21 protein-coding genes are annotated in these 16,599 nt (G+C 64.8%); 6 read left to right on the forward strand and 15 right to left on the reverse strand.

Annotated elements, in window-relative coordinates; all coding sequences use genetic code 11:
- Positions 1-172: 172 nt before the first annotated feature.
- The gene (locus tag ACSHT2_RS28595; RefSeq protein WP_440638076.1) at positions 173-1,042 is read left to right on the forward strand and encodes a hypothetical protein; all 870 of its coding nucleotides are present in this window, start codon (positions 173-175) and stop codon (positions 1,040-1,042) included.
- Between the two features lie 189 nt (positions 1,043-1,231).
- Positions 1,232-1,441 carry a hypothetical protein gene (locus ACSHT2_RS28600; RefSeq protein WP_440638077.1) on the forward strand — a complete coding sequence of 70 codons (210 nt, stop codon included), beginning with the start codon at positions 1,232-1,234 and terminating at the stop codon, positions 1,439-1,441.
- Between the two features lie 22 nt (positions 1,442-1,463).
- On the opposite strand, the gene ACSHT2_RS28605 is transcribed toward ACSHT2_RS28600, so the two are convergent.
- Genes ACSHT2_RS28605 through ACSHT2_RS28625 form a run of 5 tightly spaced genes read right to left on the reverse strand, consistent with a single transcriptional unit; the run spans position 1,464 to position 5,148 of the window.
- Positions 1,464-1,811 carry a hypothetical protein gene (locus ACSHT2_RS28605; RefSeq protein ID WP_440638078.1) on the reverse strand — a complete coding sequence of 116 codons (348 nt, stop codon included), beginning with the start codon at positions 1,809-1,811 and terminating at the stop codon, positions 1,464-1,466.
- Between the two features lie 26 nt (positions 1,812-1,837).
- Positions 1,838-2,632, reverse strand: coding sequence for a pentapeptide repeat-containing protein (locus tag ACSHT2_RS28610; RefSeq protein WP_440638079.1), 795 nt, complete (start codon positions 2,630-2,632; stop codon positions 1,838-1,840).
- A 48-nt stretch (positions 2,633-2,680) separates the two neighbouring features.
- On the reverse strand, positions 2,681-3,421 hold the full coding sequence (locus ACSHT2_RS28615; RefSeq protein ID WP_440638081.1) for an ABC transporter ATP-binding protein: 741 nt from the start codon (positions 3,419-3,421) through the stop codon (positions 2,681-2,683).
- Positions 3,411-4,148: an ABC transporter permease gene (locus ACSHT2_RS28620; protein ID WP_440638082.1), complete on the reverse strand. Its 738-nt coding sequence runs from the start codon at positions 4,146-4,148 to the stop codon at positions 3,411-3,413. Before ACSHT2_RS28620 ends, ACSHT2_RS28615 begins: the two co-directional genes overlap by 11 nt.
- Position 4,149: 1 nt before the next feature.
- Positions 4,150-5,148, reverse strand: coding sequence for an ABC transporter substrate-binding protein (locus ACSHT2_RS28625; RefSeq protein WP_440642952.1), 999 nt, complete (start codon positions 5,146-5,148; stop codon positions 4,150-4,152).
- A gap of 87 nt (positions 5,149-5,235) precedes the next feature.
- Between ACSHT2_RS28625 and ACSHT2_RS28630 the strand changes: the two genes are divergently transcribed.
- Positions 5,236-5,595: a hypothetical protein gene (locus tag ACSHT2_RS28630; RefSeq protein ID WP_440638083.1), complete on the forward strand. Its 360-nt coding sequence runs from the start codon at positions 5,236-5,238 to the stop codon at positions 5,593-5,595.
- A 96-nt stretch (positions 5,596-5,691) separates the two neighbouring features.
- Here the strand turns inward: ACSHT2_RS28630 and ACSHT2_RS28635 are convergent, their stop codons facing one another.
- Positions 5,692-6,510 carry a quinoprotein dehydrogenase-associated SoxYZ-like carrier gene (locus tag ACSHT2_RS28635; RefSeq protein WP_440638084.1) on the reverse strand — a complete coding sequence of 273 codons (819 nt, stop codon included), beginning with the start codon at positions 6,508-6,510 and terminating at the stop codon, positions 5,692-5,694.
- A gap of 53 nt (positions 6,511-6,563) precedes the next feature.
- Positions 6,564-7,487: a quinoprotein relay system zinc metallohydrolase 2 gene (locus ACSHT2_RS28640; protein ID WP_440638086.1), complete on the reverse strand. Its 924-nt coding sequence runs from the start codon at positions 7,485-7,487 to the stop codon at positions 6,564-6,566.
- Positions 7,488-7,616: 129 nt separating this feature from the next.
- On the opposite strand from ACSHT2_RS28640, the gene ACSHT2_RS28645 reads away from it, so the two are divergent.
- Positions 7,617-8,501 carry a substrate-binding domain-containing protein gene (locus ACSHT2_RS28645; protein ID WP_440638087.1) on the forward strand — a complete coding sequence of 295 codons (885 nt, stop codon included), beginning with the start codon at positions 7,617-7,619 and terminating at the stop codon, positions 8,499-8,501.
- On the forward strand, positions 8,498-9,058 hold the full coding sequence (locus ACSHT2_RS28650; RefSeq protein WP_440638089.1) for a PQQ-dependent catabolism-associated CXXCW motif protein: 561 nt from the start codon (positions 8,498-8,500) through the stop codon (positions 9,056-9,058). Before ACSHT2_RS28645 ends, ACSHT2_RS28650 begins: the two co-directional genes overlap by 4 nt.
- Before the next feature lie 57 nt (positions 9,059-9,115).
- On the opposite strand, the gene ACSHT2_RS28655 is transcribed toward ACSHT2_RS28650, so the two are convergent.
- The 6 genes from ACSHT2_RS28655 to ACSHT2_RS28680 form a co-directional block, all read right to left on the reverse strand.
- Positions 9,116-9,418, reverse strand: a complete 303-nt coding sequence (locus ACSHT2_RS28655; RefSeq protein WP_440638090.1) for a copper-binding protein — start codon at positions 9,416-9,418, stop codon at positions 9,116-9,118.
- 125 nt (positions 9,419-9,543) lie between these two features.
- Positions 9,544-10,152: a hypothetical protein gene (locus ACSHT2_RS28660; RefSeq protein WP_440638091.1), complete on the reverse strand. Its 609-nt coding sequence runs from the start codon at positions 10,150-10,152 to the stop codon at positions 9,544-9,546.
- Positions 10,149-10,997 carry an ABC transporter permease gene (locus tag ACSHT2_RS28665; protein ID WP_440638092.1) on the reverse strand — a complete coding sequence of 283 codons (849 nt, stop codon included), beginning with the start codon at positions 10,995-10,997 and terminating at the stop codon, positions 10,149-10,151. The genes ACSHT2_RS28660 and ACSHT2_RS28665 overlap by 4 nt, the downstream gene beginning before the upstream one ends.
- On the reverse strand, positions 10,994-11,803 hold the full coding sequence (locus ACSHT2_RS28670; protein WP_440638094.1) for an ABC transporter ATP-binding protein: 810 nt from the start codon (positions 11,801-11,803) through the stop codon (positions 10,994-10,996). Before ACSHT2_RS28670 ends, ACSHT2_RS28665 begins: the two co-directional genes overlap by 4 nt.
- Positions 11,800-12,759 carry a YVTN family beta-propeller repeat protein gene (locus ACSHT2_RS28675; protein WP_440638095.1) on the reverse strand — a complete coding sequence of 320 codons (960 nt, stop codon included), beginning with the start codon at positions 12,757-12,759 and terminating at the stop codon, positions 11,800-11,802. Before ACSHT2_RS28675 ends, ACSHT2_RS28670 begins: the two co-directional genes overlap by 4 nt.
- 197 nt (positions 12,760-12,956) lie before the next feature.
- Entirely contained in the window at positions 12,957-14,138 is a 1,182-nt protein-coding gene (locus tag ACSHT2_RS28680) for an ABC transporter substrate-binding protein (protein WP_440638096.1), read from the reverse strand.
- 60 nt (positions 14,139-14,198) lie between these two features.
- On the opposite strand from ACSHT2_RS28680, the gene ACSHT2_RS28685 reads away from it, so the two are divergent.
- Positions 14,199-14,771 carry a DUF3280 domain-containing protein gene (locus ACSHT2_RS28685; RefSeq protein ID WP_440638097.1) on the forward strand — a complete coding sequence of 191 codons (573 nt, stop codon included), beginning with the start codon at positions 14,199-14,201 and terminating at the stop codon, positions 14,769-14,771.
- Between the two features lie 146 nt (positions 14,772-14,917).
- On the opposite strand, the gene fghA is transcribed toward ACSHT2_RS28685, so the two are convergent.
- Both fghA and ACSHT2_RS28695 read right to left on the reverse strand, forming a co-directional pair.
- A complete protein-coding gene (gene fghA, locus ACSHT2_RS28690; RefSeq protein ID WP_440638098.1) occupies positions 14,918-15,763 on the reverse strand; it encodes an S-formylglutathione hydrolase in 846 nt (281 codons plus the stop codon).
- 69 nt (positions 15,764-15,832) lie between these two features.
- On the reverse strand, positions 15,833-16,453 hold the full coding sequence (locus ACSHT2_RS28695) for a response regulator (RefSeq protein ID WP_271533462.1): 621 nt from the start codon (positions 16,451-16,453) through the stop codon (positions 15,833-15,835).
- Positions 16,454-16,599 lie beyond the last annotated feature (146 nt).

Consider the following 16,599-nt stretch of genomic DNA (forward strand, 5'->3'; position numbering starts at 1 on the left):
TTGGTTTCGGCCTGACCTCGCGCTCCGTGCCTCGCGATTGACGCGCAGCCGCACGTGCAGGCTTCAATCCTATCCCCACGAGAATCTCGACCATGCTCCGCCGCAGTGTGTTACGCTGATGCTCGGCGAGCGTTGCTGCCGCTTACAGCGGCGCGCGCCTTCGGGGCACGGGATGGGCGGAAGAGCCTGTAAGTTCTGGATGGTGATCGGGGGCGCGATGGCGCTGGCGCCGGCACGCAGCAGCGCCGAAGAAAGCTTTGATACCGAGCATATTTTCGGCTTCATGATCGGCACCGATGTTGGCAATGTCGGCGAGCGCGAATTCCAGACCCAAACGACAGGGCGCGTCGGCAAAGGCGGGGCGGCTTATCGCGCGCTCGAGCACGAGGTCGAGATCGAGATCGTGCCACTGCCGAATTTTCGTATCGAGCTCGGCGGCACTGCCAGCTTGCACGACATCACCGGCGTCCCTGATATCGACGATCGCCGCCAGTTCAACTTCCAGGGCGCCTCGCTCGACTTGCGCTATCGCCTGCTGGATCGCCACCGCGCGCCGTTCGGCCTCACGATCGCTGCCGAGCTGCACGGCGACCGCATTGACGAGACCAGCGGCGCGAAAGGGCGAATGTATGGCACCGAGTTCACGCTGGCCTTCGACCGCGAGCTCATCCCGAACTTCGCCATCGGCGCCCTCAACCTGATCTATCAGCCGGAATGGGCGCGCTTCGAGGTTGGAGGGGTATCCGAAAAGAGCTCAACGATCGGTGTGGCGTTTGCCGGCTTGGCGCGCGTGCGGCCGAATGTGCTGCTCGGTGGGGAGTTGCGCTACTTCCGGCAATATGAGGGGATCGGCCTCGGAGAATTTGCAGGCCAGGCCCTGTTCGTCGGCCCCACCGCCTATTTTCAGCTATCCGAGCGCTCCCGGCTGACCTTGAGCTGGAGCATGCAGGCTTGGGGACGTCCGGGCGGATCGGGCGGCAATCTCGACCTCGTCAATTTCGAGCGGCACCAGGCCCGGATGGTGTTCGGGATCAACTTCTAGCTGCGAGATTGTCATGGTGGGGGCGGCACGGCCATGACCTCTGGAGAATTCGGCGTTTTGCTTCGGCAGAGCAGCGAGGAGCGGAGGCAGTTCCCATCGCCATTCCTCACGTCCGCCTGAAACTTCCCCCTCCTTTGCAACGTAATCTTTCGTGCTAATCTCCAGCGCCCCTTGCGAGAGGATCCTGGCATGAACCCGATTGACCTGGTGGTGACTGTGTGTGCGGTGCTCTCGCCTGCGACCTGCGAGGAGCAGCATCTGGTGTTCAACTATTCCGGGTCGCCCCGCCAATGCATGATGGCCGCGCCGCCCTATATCGCGCAATGGGTCGGCGAGCATCCGAAGTGGCAGGCGGTGCGGTGGCGCTGCGAATATCCACACCGGAACGACAGGGCATAAGGCGCAGGGATCTATTCGGGCGCTACTTCGTGCAGTCCTTCAGATCCTTGTCGGCGATCGAGAACACCGCATCCGCCTTGATCTCGATGTCGCGGACGATGCACTGCCGCGCATCGGGATAGCTGACCTTCGCGTCATAGCGGCCCGGCTCGATGCCGGTGATGCGCAGCCGCTCGTCGTGGTCGACCTCCTTGTCCTTGTCGTTCAAGCACTGGTTCGGACCCCAGTCGGTCTTGCCGGCCGGCGCGAGCTGGAAACCGGAGATCGTCTCGGTCGTCAGGTTCCAGAGCCGTACGCCCTTGCCCTTGGCCTGCGCGGCGGCGTCGCCGGCAAGCGTCAACAACGCGATCAATGCCAGAACCCAACGCATCAAGCAGTCCTCCCACAGGCGCGCCGTCATTCCCTGATCAGGCGTTCGCGGTTCTTTGCCTTGTCGAAATTTTTGGCGCGGTCAAGGCCGTTCGGCGCGATCAGCTTCGCCGAGGCGAGATCGGCGCCGTCGAAATCGGCGTCGGTGACGATGGCGCCGGTCAGATCGGCTCCGCCGAGTTGGGCGTTCTTCAGCGATGCACCGCTCAGGTCGGCGCCCCTGAGGACCGCGAATTCAAGGTCGACGCGTGACAAATCGGCCTTGCGCGCGTTCAGCCGTTCCAGATTGGCGGATCTCAGCACCGCGCGCATCAGCCCCATCGACTGGTTGCGCATGTCGGCACCGAGATGCGCATTCGCGATCGACGTGCCGACCATGCTCGCGCCGGTGAGATCTGCCGTGACGCGCGCACCAGTCAGATCGGCGCCGTCGAGGCGAGCACGTGCCATCTGTGACGCGAACAAACTGGCGCCCTTCAGGCTCGCGCCCGTGAGATCTGCATCCAGCAGCCACGCCTGATCGAGGATCGCTCCATCAAGCCGGGCACCGGCGAGTTTCGTCTTGTTGAGCCGTGCCGCACGGAGAATTGCGTTGGTCAGGTCGAGACCACTGAGATCGAGCCCCGACAACCGCTTGCCGGTCAAGTCGGCGGGTGCGCCGGCGCTCGCTTTGGCCAGCGCGGCCTCGACCTCCTGCCGGCTCATCTCGGCGGAGACCATGGCGGGTGATGTCAGATCGAGATCGCGCATCATGTCCTGCGCGCGCATCGTTGTCGCGAGCAGAGCAAGGCAAAGTGCCGTCAGGGCGATCCTTCGCTTCATCAGCAGACTCCGCTGCGACCCAATTTAGCACGGGCCTCGCGCGGTTGCCTATGAGACATCCCGCCCGGCGTGAACGTCGCCTAGTTCCGCTTGGACGCGCCGTGCAAGCTCGGTCCTGATCGCCGCAACCTCGGCTTCGCTGCGCGCTGCGCGCGGGATGGCGATCGGCACCTCCTGCACGATCCGCGCGGGGCGCGGCGACAAGAAGAACAGCCGGTCGCCGAGCCGGATCGCATCGTCGAGACTGTGGGTGACGAGCAGCGTCATCACCGGCCGGCTCGCGACCAGCGTTGCGATCTCGTCGCGCAAACGGCCCGCGAGCGCGTCGTCGAGCGAGGCGAGGGGCTCGTCGAGCACCAGGAGATCGGGCTCGACCGCGAAGGCGCGGGCCAGCGCGACGCGGCGGGCAAGGCCGAGCGACAATTCGCCGGGAAAGTGGCTGCGATGCGCTTCCAGCTCCAGGATCCGGAACAGCTCTGACAGCTTCGCGTCGGAAACGTCCGGTGCCGCAAGCCGTACATTCTGCTCGACCGAGCGCCATGGCAGCAGGCGCGGCTCCTGGAACACCATGCCGATCCGCGCCTCCGGCGGTCGCGCGACGCGGCCTGCAAAATCGTGGTCCAAGCCCAGGATGATGCGCAGCATCGTGCTCTTGCCGCAGCCGGACGGGCCGATCAGCACGCCGACCTCGCCGGATTGAAGCGCGAATTGGACCGGCGCCAGCACCTCGTGCGTTTCGCCCGCGGCACTCCTGAAGGTCTTGCCTGTGATCTCGACCTCAAGCCGCACGGGGCCGCCACCGGTTTGCGCGGGCTTCGAACGGCTGCACCAGCAAGGTTTCGATGACGAGCACGACGGCGGCGAAGGTCAGGGAATAGGCCAGCAGCCGCGGCGTGTCGAACAGCTGGAAGGCGACGCCGATCTCGAAGCCGACGCCGTTCGGACGACCCAGGAGCTCGGCGACCAGCACGATTTTCCACACCAGCGACAGCCCGGAGCGCGCGGAGGCCGCGATATAAGGCGCAAGCTGCGGCAGCACGACGTGGCGGAAGGCGCGCCAGCGCGGCATCGCGAACACGCTCGCCATTTCGTCGAGCGAGCGGTCGAGCGCGCGGGCGCCCTCGCGCAAGGTGACGATGGCGGTCGGCAGCTTGTTGATGGCGATCGCCGCGATCGCGGCGGCCTCGGTGAGGCCGGCCCAGATATAGGCCAGTACGATCACGACCAGCGCCGGCAAATTGAGCAGCAGGATCAGCCAGGGATCGCCGAGCCGGTCGGCGAGCTTCACCCGGCCCATCAGGTAGCCGATCGCGCTGCCGAGCGACATCGCCAGCACGAAGGCGAGCGTGACGCGTGCCAGCGTGGCGCCCAGATGCAGGAACAGCGCGCCGGATGAGGCTTCCTCGATCATCACCTGGAGCACGGCCGGCGGGGAGGGCAGCTTCGCGCCACCGACGAACAGCGCGGCGGTCCACCAGGTTGCGAGGAACAGGGCGAACGAGAGAAGACGCAGCACCTCAGTCTCCGGGGACTGCGTGATAGAACGTGCCGGGATCGAGCTCGGCCGCAGGGCCAACGAGATCGCGGCCGCCGATCTCGGCCAGCACACGGTAGAGCACGCGTGCGTCCTTTTCCTCGTCGTCGATGCTCCGGCGCGGAATGCCGTCGCGGTAGCGGTCGCGGTAGGTCTTGAGCACGGCCGGATCGCTGGTGCCGGTGAGCGGCGCGACCTTGTCCCAGGCTGCATCGGAGGTCGCCAGCAGCTCTTTGGCCTTGCGGGTCATCGCGATGAAGCGCGCCACGGCGTCGCGATGGCTCGCGGCCCAGCTCTCGTCGAAGACATAGCCGACGGCGGAGACAGCACCCTTGGCGCCGAGCTTGGGCAGGATGTCCTCGATGCCGGCGAGGCGGCGAAAACCCTTGGCTTCGAGCTGGGCGCAGAAATTCCAGAAATTGAGGCTCGCTTCCATCTCGCCGTCGAGCGCCTTCGCGGCGATCAAGGGCGGGGCGCCATAGACGATGGTTGCCTCCGACTTCAGGTCGATTCCGTCCTGCTTCATGCGCGCCTGTAGCAGCAGCCAGCTCTTGTCGATCGGCCCGCCGGCGACGGCGAGCTTGCGCCCCTTGAGGTCGGCGAGCGTCTTGATTGGAGAAGCCGCCGGCACCATCACTGCGCCCAACGCGCTCGAATAGGGATAGAAAGTGAGCTTGGCGCCGAGCGCGCGTTCGCGCGACACCCACAGCCAGTCCGACAGGATGATGTCGGCGCTGCCGGCGCGCATCGCGATCTTGCCGGCCTCGGTGCTCGCGAGCTCGGTGACCTCCAGCGACAGGCCGGCCTCCTTGTCGAGACCGCCCGCGCGGATTGCGGCCAGCTCCCAGGAGAATGTTCCGGTTTTCTGCACCGCAAGGCGGATCGCATCCGCGGCGCGGCCGGGCGCGGCCAGCGTCAGCGCCAGCGTCGTCGCGAGCACCAATGTTCGACCAAATGCCCTTGTCACACCAAGTGCTCTCATCACCTTGTGAGCCGTTTCCTCTGACAGAGTGCTTTTCAGGACAATACGCATAGCATAGCCTTGGTCGCAACCAGCGGGAGGATGCGCATGAATCTGGCGGGACAGCTACGACCGATTGTCGCCGCATGTGTGATGCTGGCTGCGACCGCGTGCGTGGCACGGGCCGAGGAGGCCAATGATTATCCCACCTCGGCCCGCGCCGAATACGTCTATGGCTGCATGAAGGCCAACGGCGAGACGCGGGCTGCGATCGAGCAATGTTCCTGCTCGATCGATGTGGTGGCTTCGATCATGCCCTACGAGCGCTATGTTACCGCCGAGACCGCGCTCAGCATGTCGCAAGTGCGCGGCAATCTCGGCGTCCAGTTCCGCACGTCTGAGCAGGCGAACTCGGCAGTGAACGATCTGCGCCGCGCGCAGGCGGAAGCCGAGGTGAGGTGTTTTTAGTTTGCTGCCGTCATTCCGGGGCGCGCGAAGCGCGAGCCCGGAATCTCGAGATTCCGGGTTCGGTCCTGCGGACCGCCCCGGAATGACGGCTCGCTATCACGTCCCCGGCTTCTCCACATCCCACTCATTCCGGAACACGTGCCCGTCCGTGTCTTTCGCCTCGGCGCGGAAACGCTTGGCCCCGTTGGAGACATAGGTGAAGCGCAGATTGGGATCTTCCGAGATCGAGATGCCGCCGTCCATCGACAGCACGAGGCTGTCGTCCTGCGTCAGCTTCAACTGGTTGATGAAGAAAGCGGGAATGTAGAGCTGCGTCACCTGGTCCATCTGCAGCCCGGAATTGTTGGGATGGCCGATCATGACCTGCGCCTCGCGCACGCGGCTCGGCGGTGCCTCCTCGCGTGCGAACTGCCGGTAGCGCATCTGCCCGAGCCGGTTCCTGGCTTCCTCGACATTCTTTCCTGCCGGCGCCGAGCAGCCGCCGGACGCTTTCACGTAAGTCTTGGAGACATAGAGCTGACCGTCGCTGAGCTCGGCGACCGCGTGGACATCGGTGTAGTTGTTGACGCGCACGCGCGTCGAGATCTCCGTGACATTGGCGTCCGGCCCGAGCTCGAACTTCGCCGCCATCGGCGCGGGGTTGCGGTCGATCACGAGCGTGATCGAACGGATGCGCCGCGCCTCGCCGGGCGACAGCTTGCTGCGCAAGGTCACCGGCACGATGGCCGCGTCCTCGGCGCGATACGGCATCTCGATGCCGATGACGGAGCTGCCCTCATTCATCGGACGGTTCTTGAAGATGTCCTGCACCAGGCCGGGCCAGGGATCGTAGGCCTCTTCCGCCTGCGCCGGCATGGCGAAAGCGAGGCCGAGCAGGAGGGCGGTGAGGGTCAGGCGGCGTGTGCATTCCGTCATGGTCATCATCCCGCGCGGACGAAACAGTCGTTAGGCACAGCCTAGCGCGCCCGCTACTCCCATTCAATTTCAGAGAATGCTGCAGTTGCGTTGCGGGCGTTGTAATCGTCGAACAGCTGCCAATGCGGCCGTTCCGACGCGGCCGCCTTGTCCGCGGCGGTTCGGATCGGCTCGCCGTTCTTGTTCAGCGTGCGAACGTCGGACAGCAGCGTTGACAGGTAGCGCCGTTCATCGATCAGCGCCGCGGGCCAATCGCTCACGGGGCCGTGACCGGGAACGACGCGGAGCGCCGGGATGTCCTCAAGCCGCTTCAATGTCTCGAGCCAGCCGCGGATGCTGCCGTCCATGACCGGAATGTGGCGGAGAAAGACGAGGTCGCCAGCGAACAGGGTCCTGGTCGTCTCGTCGTACACGATCAAGTCGCTGTCGCTGTGTCCGGCCGGCCAGGCGCGCAAGCTCAGGCGGCGCGACCCGAGATCGAGGGTCATCGTGTCGGTCACGAGCAGGGCAGGCGCAATGATCTTGACGGGATCGATCAACTCTCTGCCCATGAGGCGGCGGAAATTGTCGAGATAGAACGGTCCGCGCGTCGCGAGCGCCTGCGGCAGCTTGCCGTGCCCGACGAAGCTTGCCCCCTCCGCAACAAAGGCAGCATTGCCGAAGACGTGATCGGGATGGCCGTGGGTGTTGATGACATAGCGGATCGGCTTCGGCGTGCGGGCCCTCACGGCGGCCAGCAGCGCCTCGCCCTCGCGAAGGCTGCCGCCGGTGTCGATCACGGCCACGGCCTCATCGCCGACGATGAAGCCGACATTGGCAATGTCACCTTCGTTCTCGCGGGTCATCAGGGCGATGGTCCCGGAGTGTACGAAGATTCCCGGTGCGACTTCGCTCACAGGCAATTCGGCTGCCCAGGCGCATGCTAGCGTTGCCTGGAGCAGGGACAAGGCTGCGATCATTGGAGCGATGCGAGACACTTTTCTGCCTCAGTTCAAAAGGGGTTTCTTCTCATTGCACTGCAGCAAAGAAAGCCAGCACAAAGTTGGCCCACATGGCGCGTCATGCGTTGCATGGATAACATCCAACCAAAACGAGGAGGAAGCGCGATGACGGAGGCCGGGCGACATCGTCGCTGGTTGTTTTCACTATGGGTCGTGGTCGCATCCTGTGCGTTCGGCGATGTCGCCGTCGCGCAGACCAACGAGACCGGCGATCTCTCATTCGAGCTGGTCGATCCCAAGGTGCTGCGCGTCTGTGCCGATCCGCGCAATCTGCCGTTCTCCAACGAGAAGGGCGAGGGGTTTGAGAACAAGCTCGCCGAGTTTCTTGCGGACAAGCTCCAGAAGAAGCTCGACTACGTCTTCTTTCCGCAGGTCAGCGGTTTCGTGCGAATGACGCTGGGTGCGCATCGCTGCGACGTCATCATGGGCTTCCCGCAAGGTGACGATCTCGTGCAGGGCACCAATCCCTATTACCGCACGAGCTATGCGCTGGTCTCGAAGGCCGGCAGCGGGCTCGAGGACGTCGATACGCTCGAGGACGCGCGTCTGAAAGGCAAGCATGTCGGCATCGTCGCCGGCACGCCGCCGGCGACCAACATGGCGTTGGCCGGCCTGATGGGCGATGCAAAGCCCTATCCCCTGATGATCGACACGCGCTTCGACAATTCGGCACAGGCGATGATCGACGACCTCGCCGCCGGAAAGATCGACGCCGGCGTGTTGTGGGGACCGATGGCCGGTTACCATGCGAAGAAGGCCGGCTCTTCGCTCCATGTCACGCCGCTGGTGAAAGAAACCACCGGGCCGAAGCTGGTCTATCGCATCGGCATGGGCGTGCGCCCTGCCGACCAGAACTGGAAGCGGCAGCTCAACAAGGTGATCCAGGAGAGCCAGGGCGAGATCAACAAGATCCTGCTCGATTTCGGCGTACCGCTGCTCGACGAGAGCAATCGGCCGCTCGGCGCGGAGGCGGCCAAGAAGTCGCCATGAGACGGCCGCTTGCCGCTGTGATCGCCGTTGCTCTGCTCGTGGCACCGGCGTTGGCGCAGCAGCAGGAGCCGTTCGAGCCCGAAGGCTATCGCACCGACAATTATCGCGCGCCGGTGCCGGCGACGCTTGCCGGCGCGCGCGTGCTCACGACCGAGGAGGCGGAGGCGATCTGGCGCGCGAACAGCGGCGCGTTTGTCGACGTGATGCCGCGCCCGCCGAAACCGAAGAACCTCCCTGCAGGCACGGTGTGGCGCGATGCGCCGCGCAGGAACATTCCGGGCAGCATCTGGCTGCCCGACACCGGCTACGGCACGCTGCCGCCCGCCATGGATGATTATCTCCAGCGCGGCCTCGCGCACGCCTCACGCGCCGACAAGGCTGCATTGCTGGTGATCTATTGTCTGGCCGACTGCTGGATGTCCTGGAATGCCGCCAAGCGTGCGCTGGCTTACGGCTATTCCAACGTCGCCTGGTACCCAGACGGCACCGACGGCTGGGAGCGCGCGAAGCTTCCGACCGATGAGGCGCAGCCGGAGCCGCGGCCCGAGCAACAGTGATCAAGCGAAGATGCGCTTCCTCCCTCCGCAGGCGGGGAGAGGTCGAGCGCAGTGCTGTTACTTCTGTTTCTGCAGCTTCGTCAGCGTGCCGGTGCCGTTCGTCTCGGTGGCCGTATAGCTCACCCTGTCGCCGGCATGAACGGCATCCAGCATCGCGGCGTCCTTGGCTTTGTACTCCTGGAGCGCGCCGGCGCTGCCGGCGCTGGCGCCGACTGTACCCTTCTGCATCTGCTGGATCGAGATCGTGCCGTTGAGACGATCGATCCGCGTGATCGTTCCGGTCATGTCTTCGGCAAATGCGCTGGATGCGAGCAAGCTAAGGGCCGCAGCGCCCGCGAAGATGAATCTTGTTGTTCCCATCGAGGCCTCCCGACGTATGGGGTTCACTTCGACAAGGCATCCTAGATCGATTTGGTTCCGGCAGATAGCTCGGGAAAAGGTTAACGATTGCGGAACTTTCGCGAAAGCCGTCAGCGAGGCTGCCGCTATTCCATTTCCTGCTGGATCACGCGGCCGAGCGCGAACAGGCGCTGGTCGATCGTGGTTGGAACCTCGCAGACGAACCGCACCACCTTGCTGCGGTCCTCGAAGATACGGGTCTTCCAGATCAGCTCGTTGCTGAGCGCCTCGACCTTAGCCTCGTCGCGGGGTGTCGCGCCTTGCAGGGTGTGGAGTTGGAGCGTTTCCTCGCGAATCTTGTCGGCGGCCTCGCGCTGCTTCCGGCTGACGCGTTCGAGCCCGTTCATGACCTGCGAGCGCTGAGCATTGAGCGTGTCGAACAGGCCGGCAAATAGCAGCTTCGCATTCGTCGTCTTGTCGGAACCGGAGGCGGCCAGAAACTCCTTCACCGATTTCTCGGCCTCGTCCAGCGGCGTCTTGCGCGCCGCCAATTTTGCGACCAGCGCGTTGATCTTGGCGTCGTCCTTCCATTTGTTCTGGACATGGTCGAGCGGCGGACCGGCCCACACGGCGGCCAGCGAGATCTCCGGCACCTTGGCCTGGGTACAGGGCCAGTCCGGATAGCGCGGATCGGCCGCGCGCGCGGTCGTGCCGGACAGCGCGATTGCCAGGGCAGCCAGGAGCCAAACCTTCATCCTTCGCCTCCCGCAGGCCCGCGTCGCGCCAGCCCGCGCGAGGGATCATAGGCCAAAATCGCTCCGACCATGAAGACGATTGTGCAACCGGCAACCACCGCCAGCGAGATCCAGTTGATCTGCCCGTACAGCGCGAAGCGGATCAGCTCGACCGCATGGGTGAACGGATTGGCCTCGCAGAGATAGTACAGATAAGGGCTGCCCTCCTGCACCCGCCAGAGCGGATAGAGCGCGGAGGAGGCGAAGAACATCGGGAAGATGACAAAGTTCATCACGCCGGCGAAATTTTCCAGCTGCTTGATGCCCGAGGAGATCAGCATGCCGAGCGAACCCAGCATCAACCCGGACAGGATCAGCGCCGGCAGCACGGTGAGATAACCCGGGGCCGGCGGGGTGATGTCCCAGAGCCAGGCGATCAGCAGGAATGCGTAGACCTGGAGCAGCGACACCGCCGTGCCCGCGAGCAGCTTGCAGAACAACAGGAACCCGCGCGGCAGCGGGCTCACCAGGAGTGTGCGCATGTTGCCCATCTCGCGGTCATAGACCATCGAGAGCGAGGACTGCATGCCGTTGAAGAGCTGGATCATCGCCATCAGCCCAGGCGCGATATAGACCTCGTAGAGGATGTAGGTCTCGTAGGGCGGGATGATGGAGATGCCGAGCACCTGGCGGAAGCCGGCGGCGAAGATGAACAGCCACACCAAGGGCCGCACCAGCGCCGAGACGAAACGTTCGCGCTGATGCAGGAAGCGCAGCCCCTCGCGCCAGACGATGCCGGTGAGGCAGGTCAGGTACTCCTGGACCGAGAAGCCGCGCGGGGCGTCACGCGTGGTGATGCTGCTCATGCGCCGCCTCCCGGCATCACTTGCGCGCCGGTCAGGCGCATGAAGGCGGTGTTGACGTCCTGCGCGCCGGCCTCCGCGATGACGCGGCTCATCGGCCCCTTCGCCAGCACCTTGCCCTGGTGCAGCACCACGAGATCGTCGCCGGGATTGATCTCGTCGAACAGGTGCGTGGCCCAGAGCACCCCGATGCCCTGCTCGGTCACGAGCTGGCGGACATGGCTGATGATGTCGGCACGCGCCTTGACGTCCAGACCGACCGTAGGCTCGTCCAGCAACAGCAGCCGCGGCCGGTGCAGCAGCGCCCGCGCAATCTCCAGCCGCCGCATCTGGCCGCCGGAGAGATCGCGGACCTTGCTGCCGGCGCGCTCTTCGAGCCCGATGCGGCCGAGCAGCTCGGCGCTGCGCGCGGCGGCCTCGCGGCGGCTGATGCCGTGCAGCGCGGCGTGATAGAGCAGGTTCTGCGTCAGCGACAAATCGAGATCGAGGGTGCGCGGCTGGAACACGACCCCTAACAGCCGCAGCGCCTCGCCGGGGCTCTTGCTGATGTCATGGCCGAAGATGGCGACACGGCCGGACTGGATGCCGAACAGGCGCGTGACGAGCGAGAACAGCGTGCTCTTGCCGGCGCCGTTCAGCCCAAGCAGCGCAGTGAAGCTCGCGGGCTGGATATTGAAGGAGACGTCCATCAGCGCGCGGCGCGGCCCATAGGCGTGGCTGACGCCCTCGATCGCCAGCGCCGGCACGGCGGCGGAATCAGGCCTTGGTGCGGCGTCGTGCGGTTCGGCGATCGGGGCAGGGCTGGTCATGGCGCGATCGTGACGCCCCAGGGCAGTTCGCCCACCTGAATGGTCTTGATCACCTTTTTCGCGGCGACGTCGATGACCGAGACGTCGTTCGACACGCCATTGGTGGTGAGCAGGTACTTTTCGTCCGGCGTGAACGCCACGTGCCAGACCCGCTGCCCGACCAGCAGGTATTTCGTCACCTTGCGCGTGGCGACGTCGACCACGGCGATGCGATTGGCGGGGCCGAGCGCGATGAAGGCAGTCTTGTCGTCCTTGGTCATGCCGATGCCGACGGGCTGGATCGCCTCTTTCCGCAGGCCTGGGATCTCGAAAGTGACCTTGCCGATCACCTCGTGCTTTTTGGGATCGATGATCGACACGGTCCCGCCGATCTCCGAGGAGACCCACACTTCCGAACTGTCATGCTTGAACTCGGCGAAGCGCGGGCGCGCGTCGACCAGCACGTTGGCGACGATCTGGCGCGAGGCGGTGTCGATGAAGTGCGCCATGTTGGTGGTTTCAGACGTGTTGATTAGCGTCTTGCCGTCGGGACTGATGGTCATGCCCTCGGGCTCGACGCCGACCTGGATGTCGCCGAGGCGTGCGCGCTTCTCGAGATCGATCACGGTCACCGTGTTGTCGTTCTCATTGGCGACATAGAGGATCTTGCCGGCGGCATCCTGCGCGAACAGCTCGGGATCGGGCCCGGAGGGCAAGCTGTCCACCACGCTTTGCGTCTTGGCGTCGATCACCTGGATGGTGTCGTCGTCGCCGACCGCGACCATCACGAACTTGCCGTCGCGCGTGAAATCGATGCCACGCGGGCGTTGGCCGACCTTGATGGTCTTGGTCACGGTCCAGCTGTCGGTGTCGATCACCGACACCGTGTTGCTCTTCTCGTTCGAGACATAGGCGATGAACGCGTGGGCGGGCGCTGCGACGAGCGCCAGAACCATCAGCAACGCTGCTCTCAGCATGTGCGATCTCCGTCCGCGGGCGGTCCTCACCTCCCCCGCTTGCGGGGGAGATCGTATCGCGTCGAAAGATGCGATACGGGAGAGGGCTCTCTCCTCTTGGGGGTTCTCGCGAGCGGAGTGACCCTCTCCCCAACCCTCTCCCGCACGCGGGAGAGGGAGCGCACCATCTCTGCGGAGGCTCCGTCGCATCACATCGCTCACTTCAGCTTGCATTTGCTCTCCGGACGATCGTAGCCGAGCGTGTCGAGCTCGGAGACCTGGTGCAGGAATCCTTCCTGCGGCGACACCGAAACCACCATGCGACCATCGACCAGCAGGATCGGCTGGCGCAACTGCAAGTTCCAGTCGCGTAAGGTGAGCCGCGTGCCCTTGAACGCGGCGACCGAGAAATCCGGGGCCTTGATGAAATCGGTCACCTTCTTGACGTCGCCGGAATTGGTGCGCGAGGTGGCTTCGCCGATCATGCGCACCGCGGTCCAGGCCTGCATGTCGAGCGCGGTCATGCGCCGCGAATTCAGCTTGAAGAAGCGGTTCTGCATCTGGATCGCACCCCACTGGTCCTGCGCGGCGTCCCAGCTGCGCGGCACCAGCCCGGCCGAGCCCGCGACGGGCCGCGGATCCCAGGTGCGATAGGGCAAATAGGCGCCGAACACCTCGCTCTCGTCGGCGGCGACCAGCACGTCATAGGCCGGCGCCTGCTGAGTGAAGACAGGCATCTGGCGCTGTATCAGTGTCACGCCGCTATCGGTACGGCGTGCGCCGCCTTTGTCTTCGAAGGTGCGCTCCTGCACGATCTTGGCGCCGAACCGCGTGGCGGTGCGCCGGAGCGCATCGGCGAACAGCTTGTCCTCGTCATGGGAGCCGACCACGAGCAGCCAGCGCTTCCACTGCTTCCACACCAGGTATTGCCCGAGCGCGTCGGCGAGCATTGCCCGGGTCGGGGCGGTATGGATGACGTTGGCGCGGCAATCGGCCTCGCGCAGCCGCTCGTCGATAGCGCCGACGTTGAACAACAGCGTGCCGCGGTCGCGTAAGGCGTCCGAGACCTTTAGCAGCGCATCGGCCGGCAGGTCGGTGACGATGAAGCCGTTCTTCTCGGCCAGCGCGGTCGCCGCCTGCACAACGTCCTCGCCTTCCTTGATGCGGCGCTCCTCCAGCGTAAAGCGCTGGTTGAGGAATTTCCCGGTGGTGTTGTTGTCATCGATGGCGAGGCGCGCGCCGGCAACGCCGTCATTCTCGGCGGGCTGCTCGACCAGCGACAGCGTCGATCTGGTGCCGGCGGTGCCGAGATAGCCGACGCCGATCGTGACGGGGTCGGCCGCGAGCACGCTCGTTGCGGCAAGACTCCAGCCGACCAGGCCGACCAACCATCGGATCATGTTTCCTCCAGGCATTCTCCCCGGCTTGACCGCCGGTGGAGAATTGTTTCTGCTTCAAGCATGACCGATTTGGCCCGCCTTGCAACCCCGCATTTCGTCCTCGCGCGCGCGAGACCGGGAATCACGATCATGCGAGCATTGATATGTCTCGCGGCTTTGCTGTTGATGGGCTCGGTCGCGCTTGCAGATCCGCCGAAACTCGCGGTGTTCGATTTCGAGCTGATCGACACCAGCCTGCCCGGCGAGTTCTACGGCTCGAAGCCCGAGGAGGCGCGGCTCGAGCGCATCAGCGAGCAGCTGCGCAAGGAACTGGCAGATTCAGGCAAGTTCCAGGTGCTCGACATCGCGCCGGTTCGGGATGCCGCCCGTCACGCCAATCTGCAGGCCTGCGGCGGCTGCGATCTCAAGCTCGCCGGACAGCTCGGCGCCGACCTTGAGATCACTGGCCTGGTGCAGAAGGTCTCGAACCTGATCATCAATCTCAACATCTATTTGCGCGACGTGAAGACCGGCAACATGATCACCGTCGCCAGCGCCGACATGCGCGGCAACACCGACGAATCCTGGTCGCGCACGATGAGCTATCTGATCCGCAACCGCCTGCTGGCGCCGAACTACGGGAGGCCGGAGTAGGGTCTTCTCTCCGCGAGCGCCGCTGTGCACCCACTTCCCTTGCGGGAGGTGGCTCGCCGCGCAGCGGCAGGCGAGTGAGGGGCGTCTATGCGCGCGCCACCTTCTCCCACAAGAAGGAGGCAGCGTGCGCGTGCGGCGCGCAGAGATCACGCCGTCAATCTTGCCGCATGCCAGTGCAGATGATCGCCCATGAAGGTCGAGATGAAGTAATAGCTGTGGTCGTAGCCCACCTGCCGGCGCAGCGTCAGCGGGATGTTGGTCTTGGTGCAGGCCTCCTGCAGCAGCTCCGGCTTGAGCTGCTCCTTCAAGAAATTGTCGGCATCGCCATAGTCGACCAGGAAGCCCGAAAATTTCGCACCGTCCTCGATCAGCGCCACCGTGTCGTGGTTGCGCCAGGAATCCTTGTTCGGCCCGAGATAGCCGGTCAGAGCCTTGATGCCCCAGGGCACCTGCGAAGGCGCCACGATTGGCGCGAACGCGCTTGCCGCGCGAAACCGGTGCGGATTGCGCAGCGCAACCGTCAGCGCGCCGTGGCCGCCCATCGAGTGTCCCATCACCGATTGCCGCTTGGCGTCGACCGGAAAGTTTTCCGCAACCAGCTTGGGCAACTCGTCGGTGACATAGCTCCACATCCGATAATTGCGCGCGAACGGCTCTTGCGTCGCGTCGACATAGAAGCTGGCCCCCAGGCCGAAATCATAGGCGTTGTTGGCATCACCCGGCACGTCCGGCCCGCGCGGCGAGGTGTCCGGCGCGACGAAGATCAGGCCGAGCTCGGCGCAGGCTTTGCGGAATTCGCCCTTCTCCGTCACATTGGCATGCGTGCAGGTGAGCCCGGAGAGGTACCAGACCACGGGTAGTTTGGCGTCGTCCGCGTGCGGCGGAACGTAGACCGAGAACACCATGTCGGTTCCGGTCGCCTGGCTTGCATGGCGATAGACGCCCTGCACACCGCCATGGGATTTATTCGTCGAGACGGTCTGGATCGTCATGCCTGAAACTCCGTGGCATCTCACCACATCAACATTGCAGCGCTTGTGTGACCGAAATTTGTGGCGTCGTCAGGCGACGCCGCTGTCGATCGCCAGCCGTACCAGCTCGACGGAGGTTTTCACCCCGAGCTTCTGGCGCATGATGGACGAGGTATTGGCAACCGTCTTGTAGGACGATTGCACCAGCCAGGCGATCTCGGACAGGCTCTTGCCGGCGCTGAGCAGCCGCAGGATCTCCATTTCGCGCGCATTCAGCTTCGACAGCGGGCTTTGCGCCAGCGTTGGCCCCGCAAAGGCGATGCTGCGCGCGATCGCGGTCGGAAGGTACGTGCCGCCGCCGCCGACGGCGCGGATCGCCTCGACGAGATCGTCGGGATCGCCGGTCTTGGAGACATAGCCCTTGGCGCCGCACTCGATCGCCCGCGCGGCGAAAGCAGGATCGTCGTTCATGCTGAACATGATGATGCGGGCCTCGGGCGTGCGCTCGAGGATGCGGCGCGCGAGCTCGAAGCCTGAGACGGTCGGCAGGTTGATGTCGATGATGCAGAGGTCGGGACGTTCGACGATGAAGACGCACTCGCCGTCTTCGGCGTCAGCGGCCTCCAAAATCTCGATCTCGCCCTCGTCGGCCAGCACGGCACGGCAGCCGGAGGCGACAATGGGATGATCGTCGACGATCAGAATGCGCATAGGCGTTCCCCGCGACAGCGCGCTCCCCGTGTTGGAATTTGCCTGTTTTGCGCTGCATGTTGCCGGCATGAGGAGCTGTGCGCCGCATGTGGCCCCATGCAACCCGGCTGGGATTGCTGTACGCTTCCGATTAGATATCGGGCGCT

It is taken from the genome of Bradyrhizobium sp. PUT101 (assembly GCF_052043945.1).
Taxonomy (GTDB): Bacteria; Pseudomonadota; Alphaproteobacteria; order Rhizobiales; family Xanthobacteraceae; genus Bradyrhizobium.

Coding starts and splice junctions, on each gene's coding strand:
- ACSHT2_RS28645 (WP_440638087.1), top strand. CDS start 7,617: ATGACGGAGGCCGGGCGACATCGTCGCTGGTTGTTTTCACTATGGGTC.
- ACSHT2_RS28600 (WP_440638077.1), top strand. CDS start 1,232: ATGAACCCGATTGACCTGGTGGTGACTGTGTGTGCGGTGCTCTCGCCT.
- ACSHT2_RS28625 (WP_440642952.1), bottom strand. CDS start 5,148: ATGAGAGCACTTGGTGTGACAAGGGCATTTGGTCGAACATTGGTGCTC.
- ACSHT2_RS28660 (WP_440638091.1), bottom strand. CDS start 10,152: ATGAAGGTTTGGCTCCTGGCTGCCCTGGCAATCGCGCTGTCCGGCACG.
- ACSHT2_RS28665 (WP_440638092.1), bottom strand. CDS start 10,997: ATGAGCAGCATCACCACGCGTGACGCCCCGCGCGGCTTCTCGGTCCAG.
- ACSHT2_RS28655 (WP_440638090.1), bottom strand. CDS start 9,418: ATGGGAACAACAAGATTCATCTTCGCGGGCGCTGCGGCCCTTAGCTTG.
- ACSHT2_RS28610 (WP_440638079.1), bottom strand. CDS start 2,632: ATGAAGCGAAGGATCGCCCTGACGGCACTTTGCCTTGCTCTGCTCGCG.
- ACSHT2_RS28635 (WP_440638084.1), bottom strand. CDS start 6,510: ATGACGGAATGCACACGCCGCCTGACCCTCACCGCCCTCCTGCTCGGC.
- ACSHT2_RS28605 (WP_440638078.1), bottom strand. CDS start 1,811: ATGCGTTGGGTTCTGGCATTGATCGCGTTGTTGACGCTTGCCGGCGAC.
- ACSHT2_RS28670 (WP_440638094.1), bottom strand. CDS start 11,803: ATGACCAGCCCTGCCCCGATCGCCGAACCGCACGACGCCGCACCAAGG.
- ACSHT2_RS28650 (WP_440638089.1), top strand. CDS start 8,498: ATGAGACGGCCGCTTGCCGCTGTGATCGCCGTTGCTCTGCTCGTGGCA.
- ACSHT2_RS28675 (WP_440638095.1), bottom strand. CDS start 12,759: ATGCTGAGAGCAGCGTTGCTGATGGTTCTGGCGCTCGTCGCAGCGCCC.
- ACSHT2_RS28685 (WP_440638097.1), top strand. CDS start 14,199: ATGACCGATTTGGCCCGCCTTGCAACCCCGCATTTCGTCCTCGCGCGC.
- ACSHT2_RS28680 (WP_440638096.1), bottom strand. CDS start 14,138: ATGATCCGATGGTTGGTCGGCCTGGTCGGCTGGAGTCTTGCCGCAACG.
- fghA (WP_440638098.1), bottom strand. CDS start 15,763: ATGACGATCCAGACCGTCTCGACGAATAAATCCCATGGCGGTGTGCAG.
- ACSHT2_RS28630 (WP_440638083.1), top strand. CDS start 5,236: ATGAATCTGGCGGGACAGCTACGACCGATTGTCGCCGCATGTGTGATG.
- ACSHT2_RS28695 (WP_271533462.1), bottom strand. CDS start 16,453: ATGCGCATTCTGATCGTCGACGATCATCCCATTGTCGCCTCCGGCTGC.
- ACSHT2_RS28595 (WP_440638076.1), top strand. CDS start 173: ATGGGCGGAAGAGCCTGTAAGTTCTGGATGGTGATCGGGGGCGCGATG.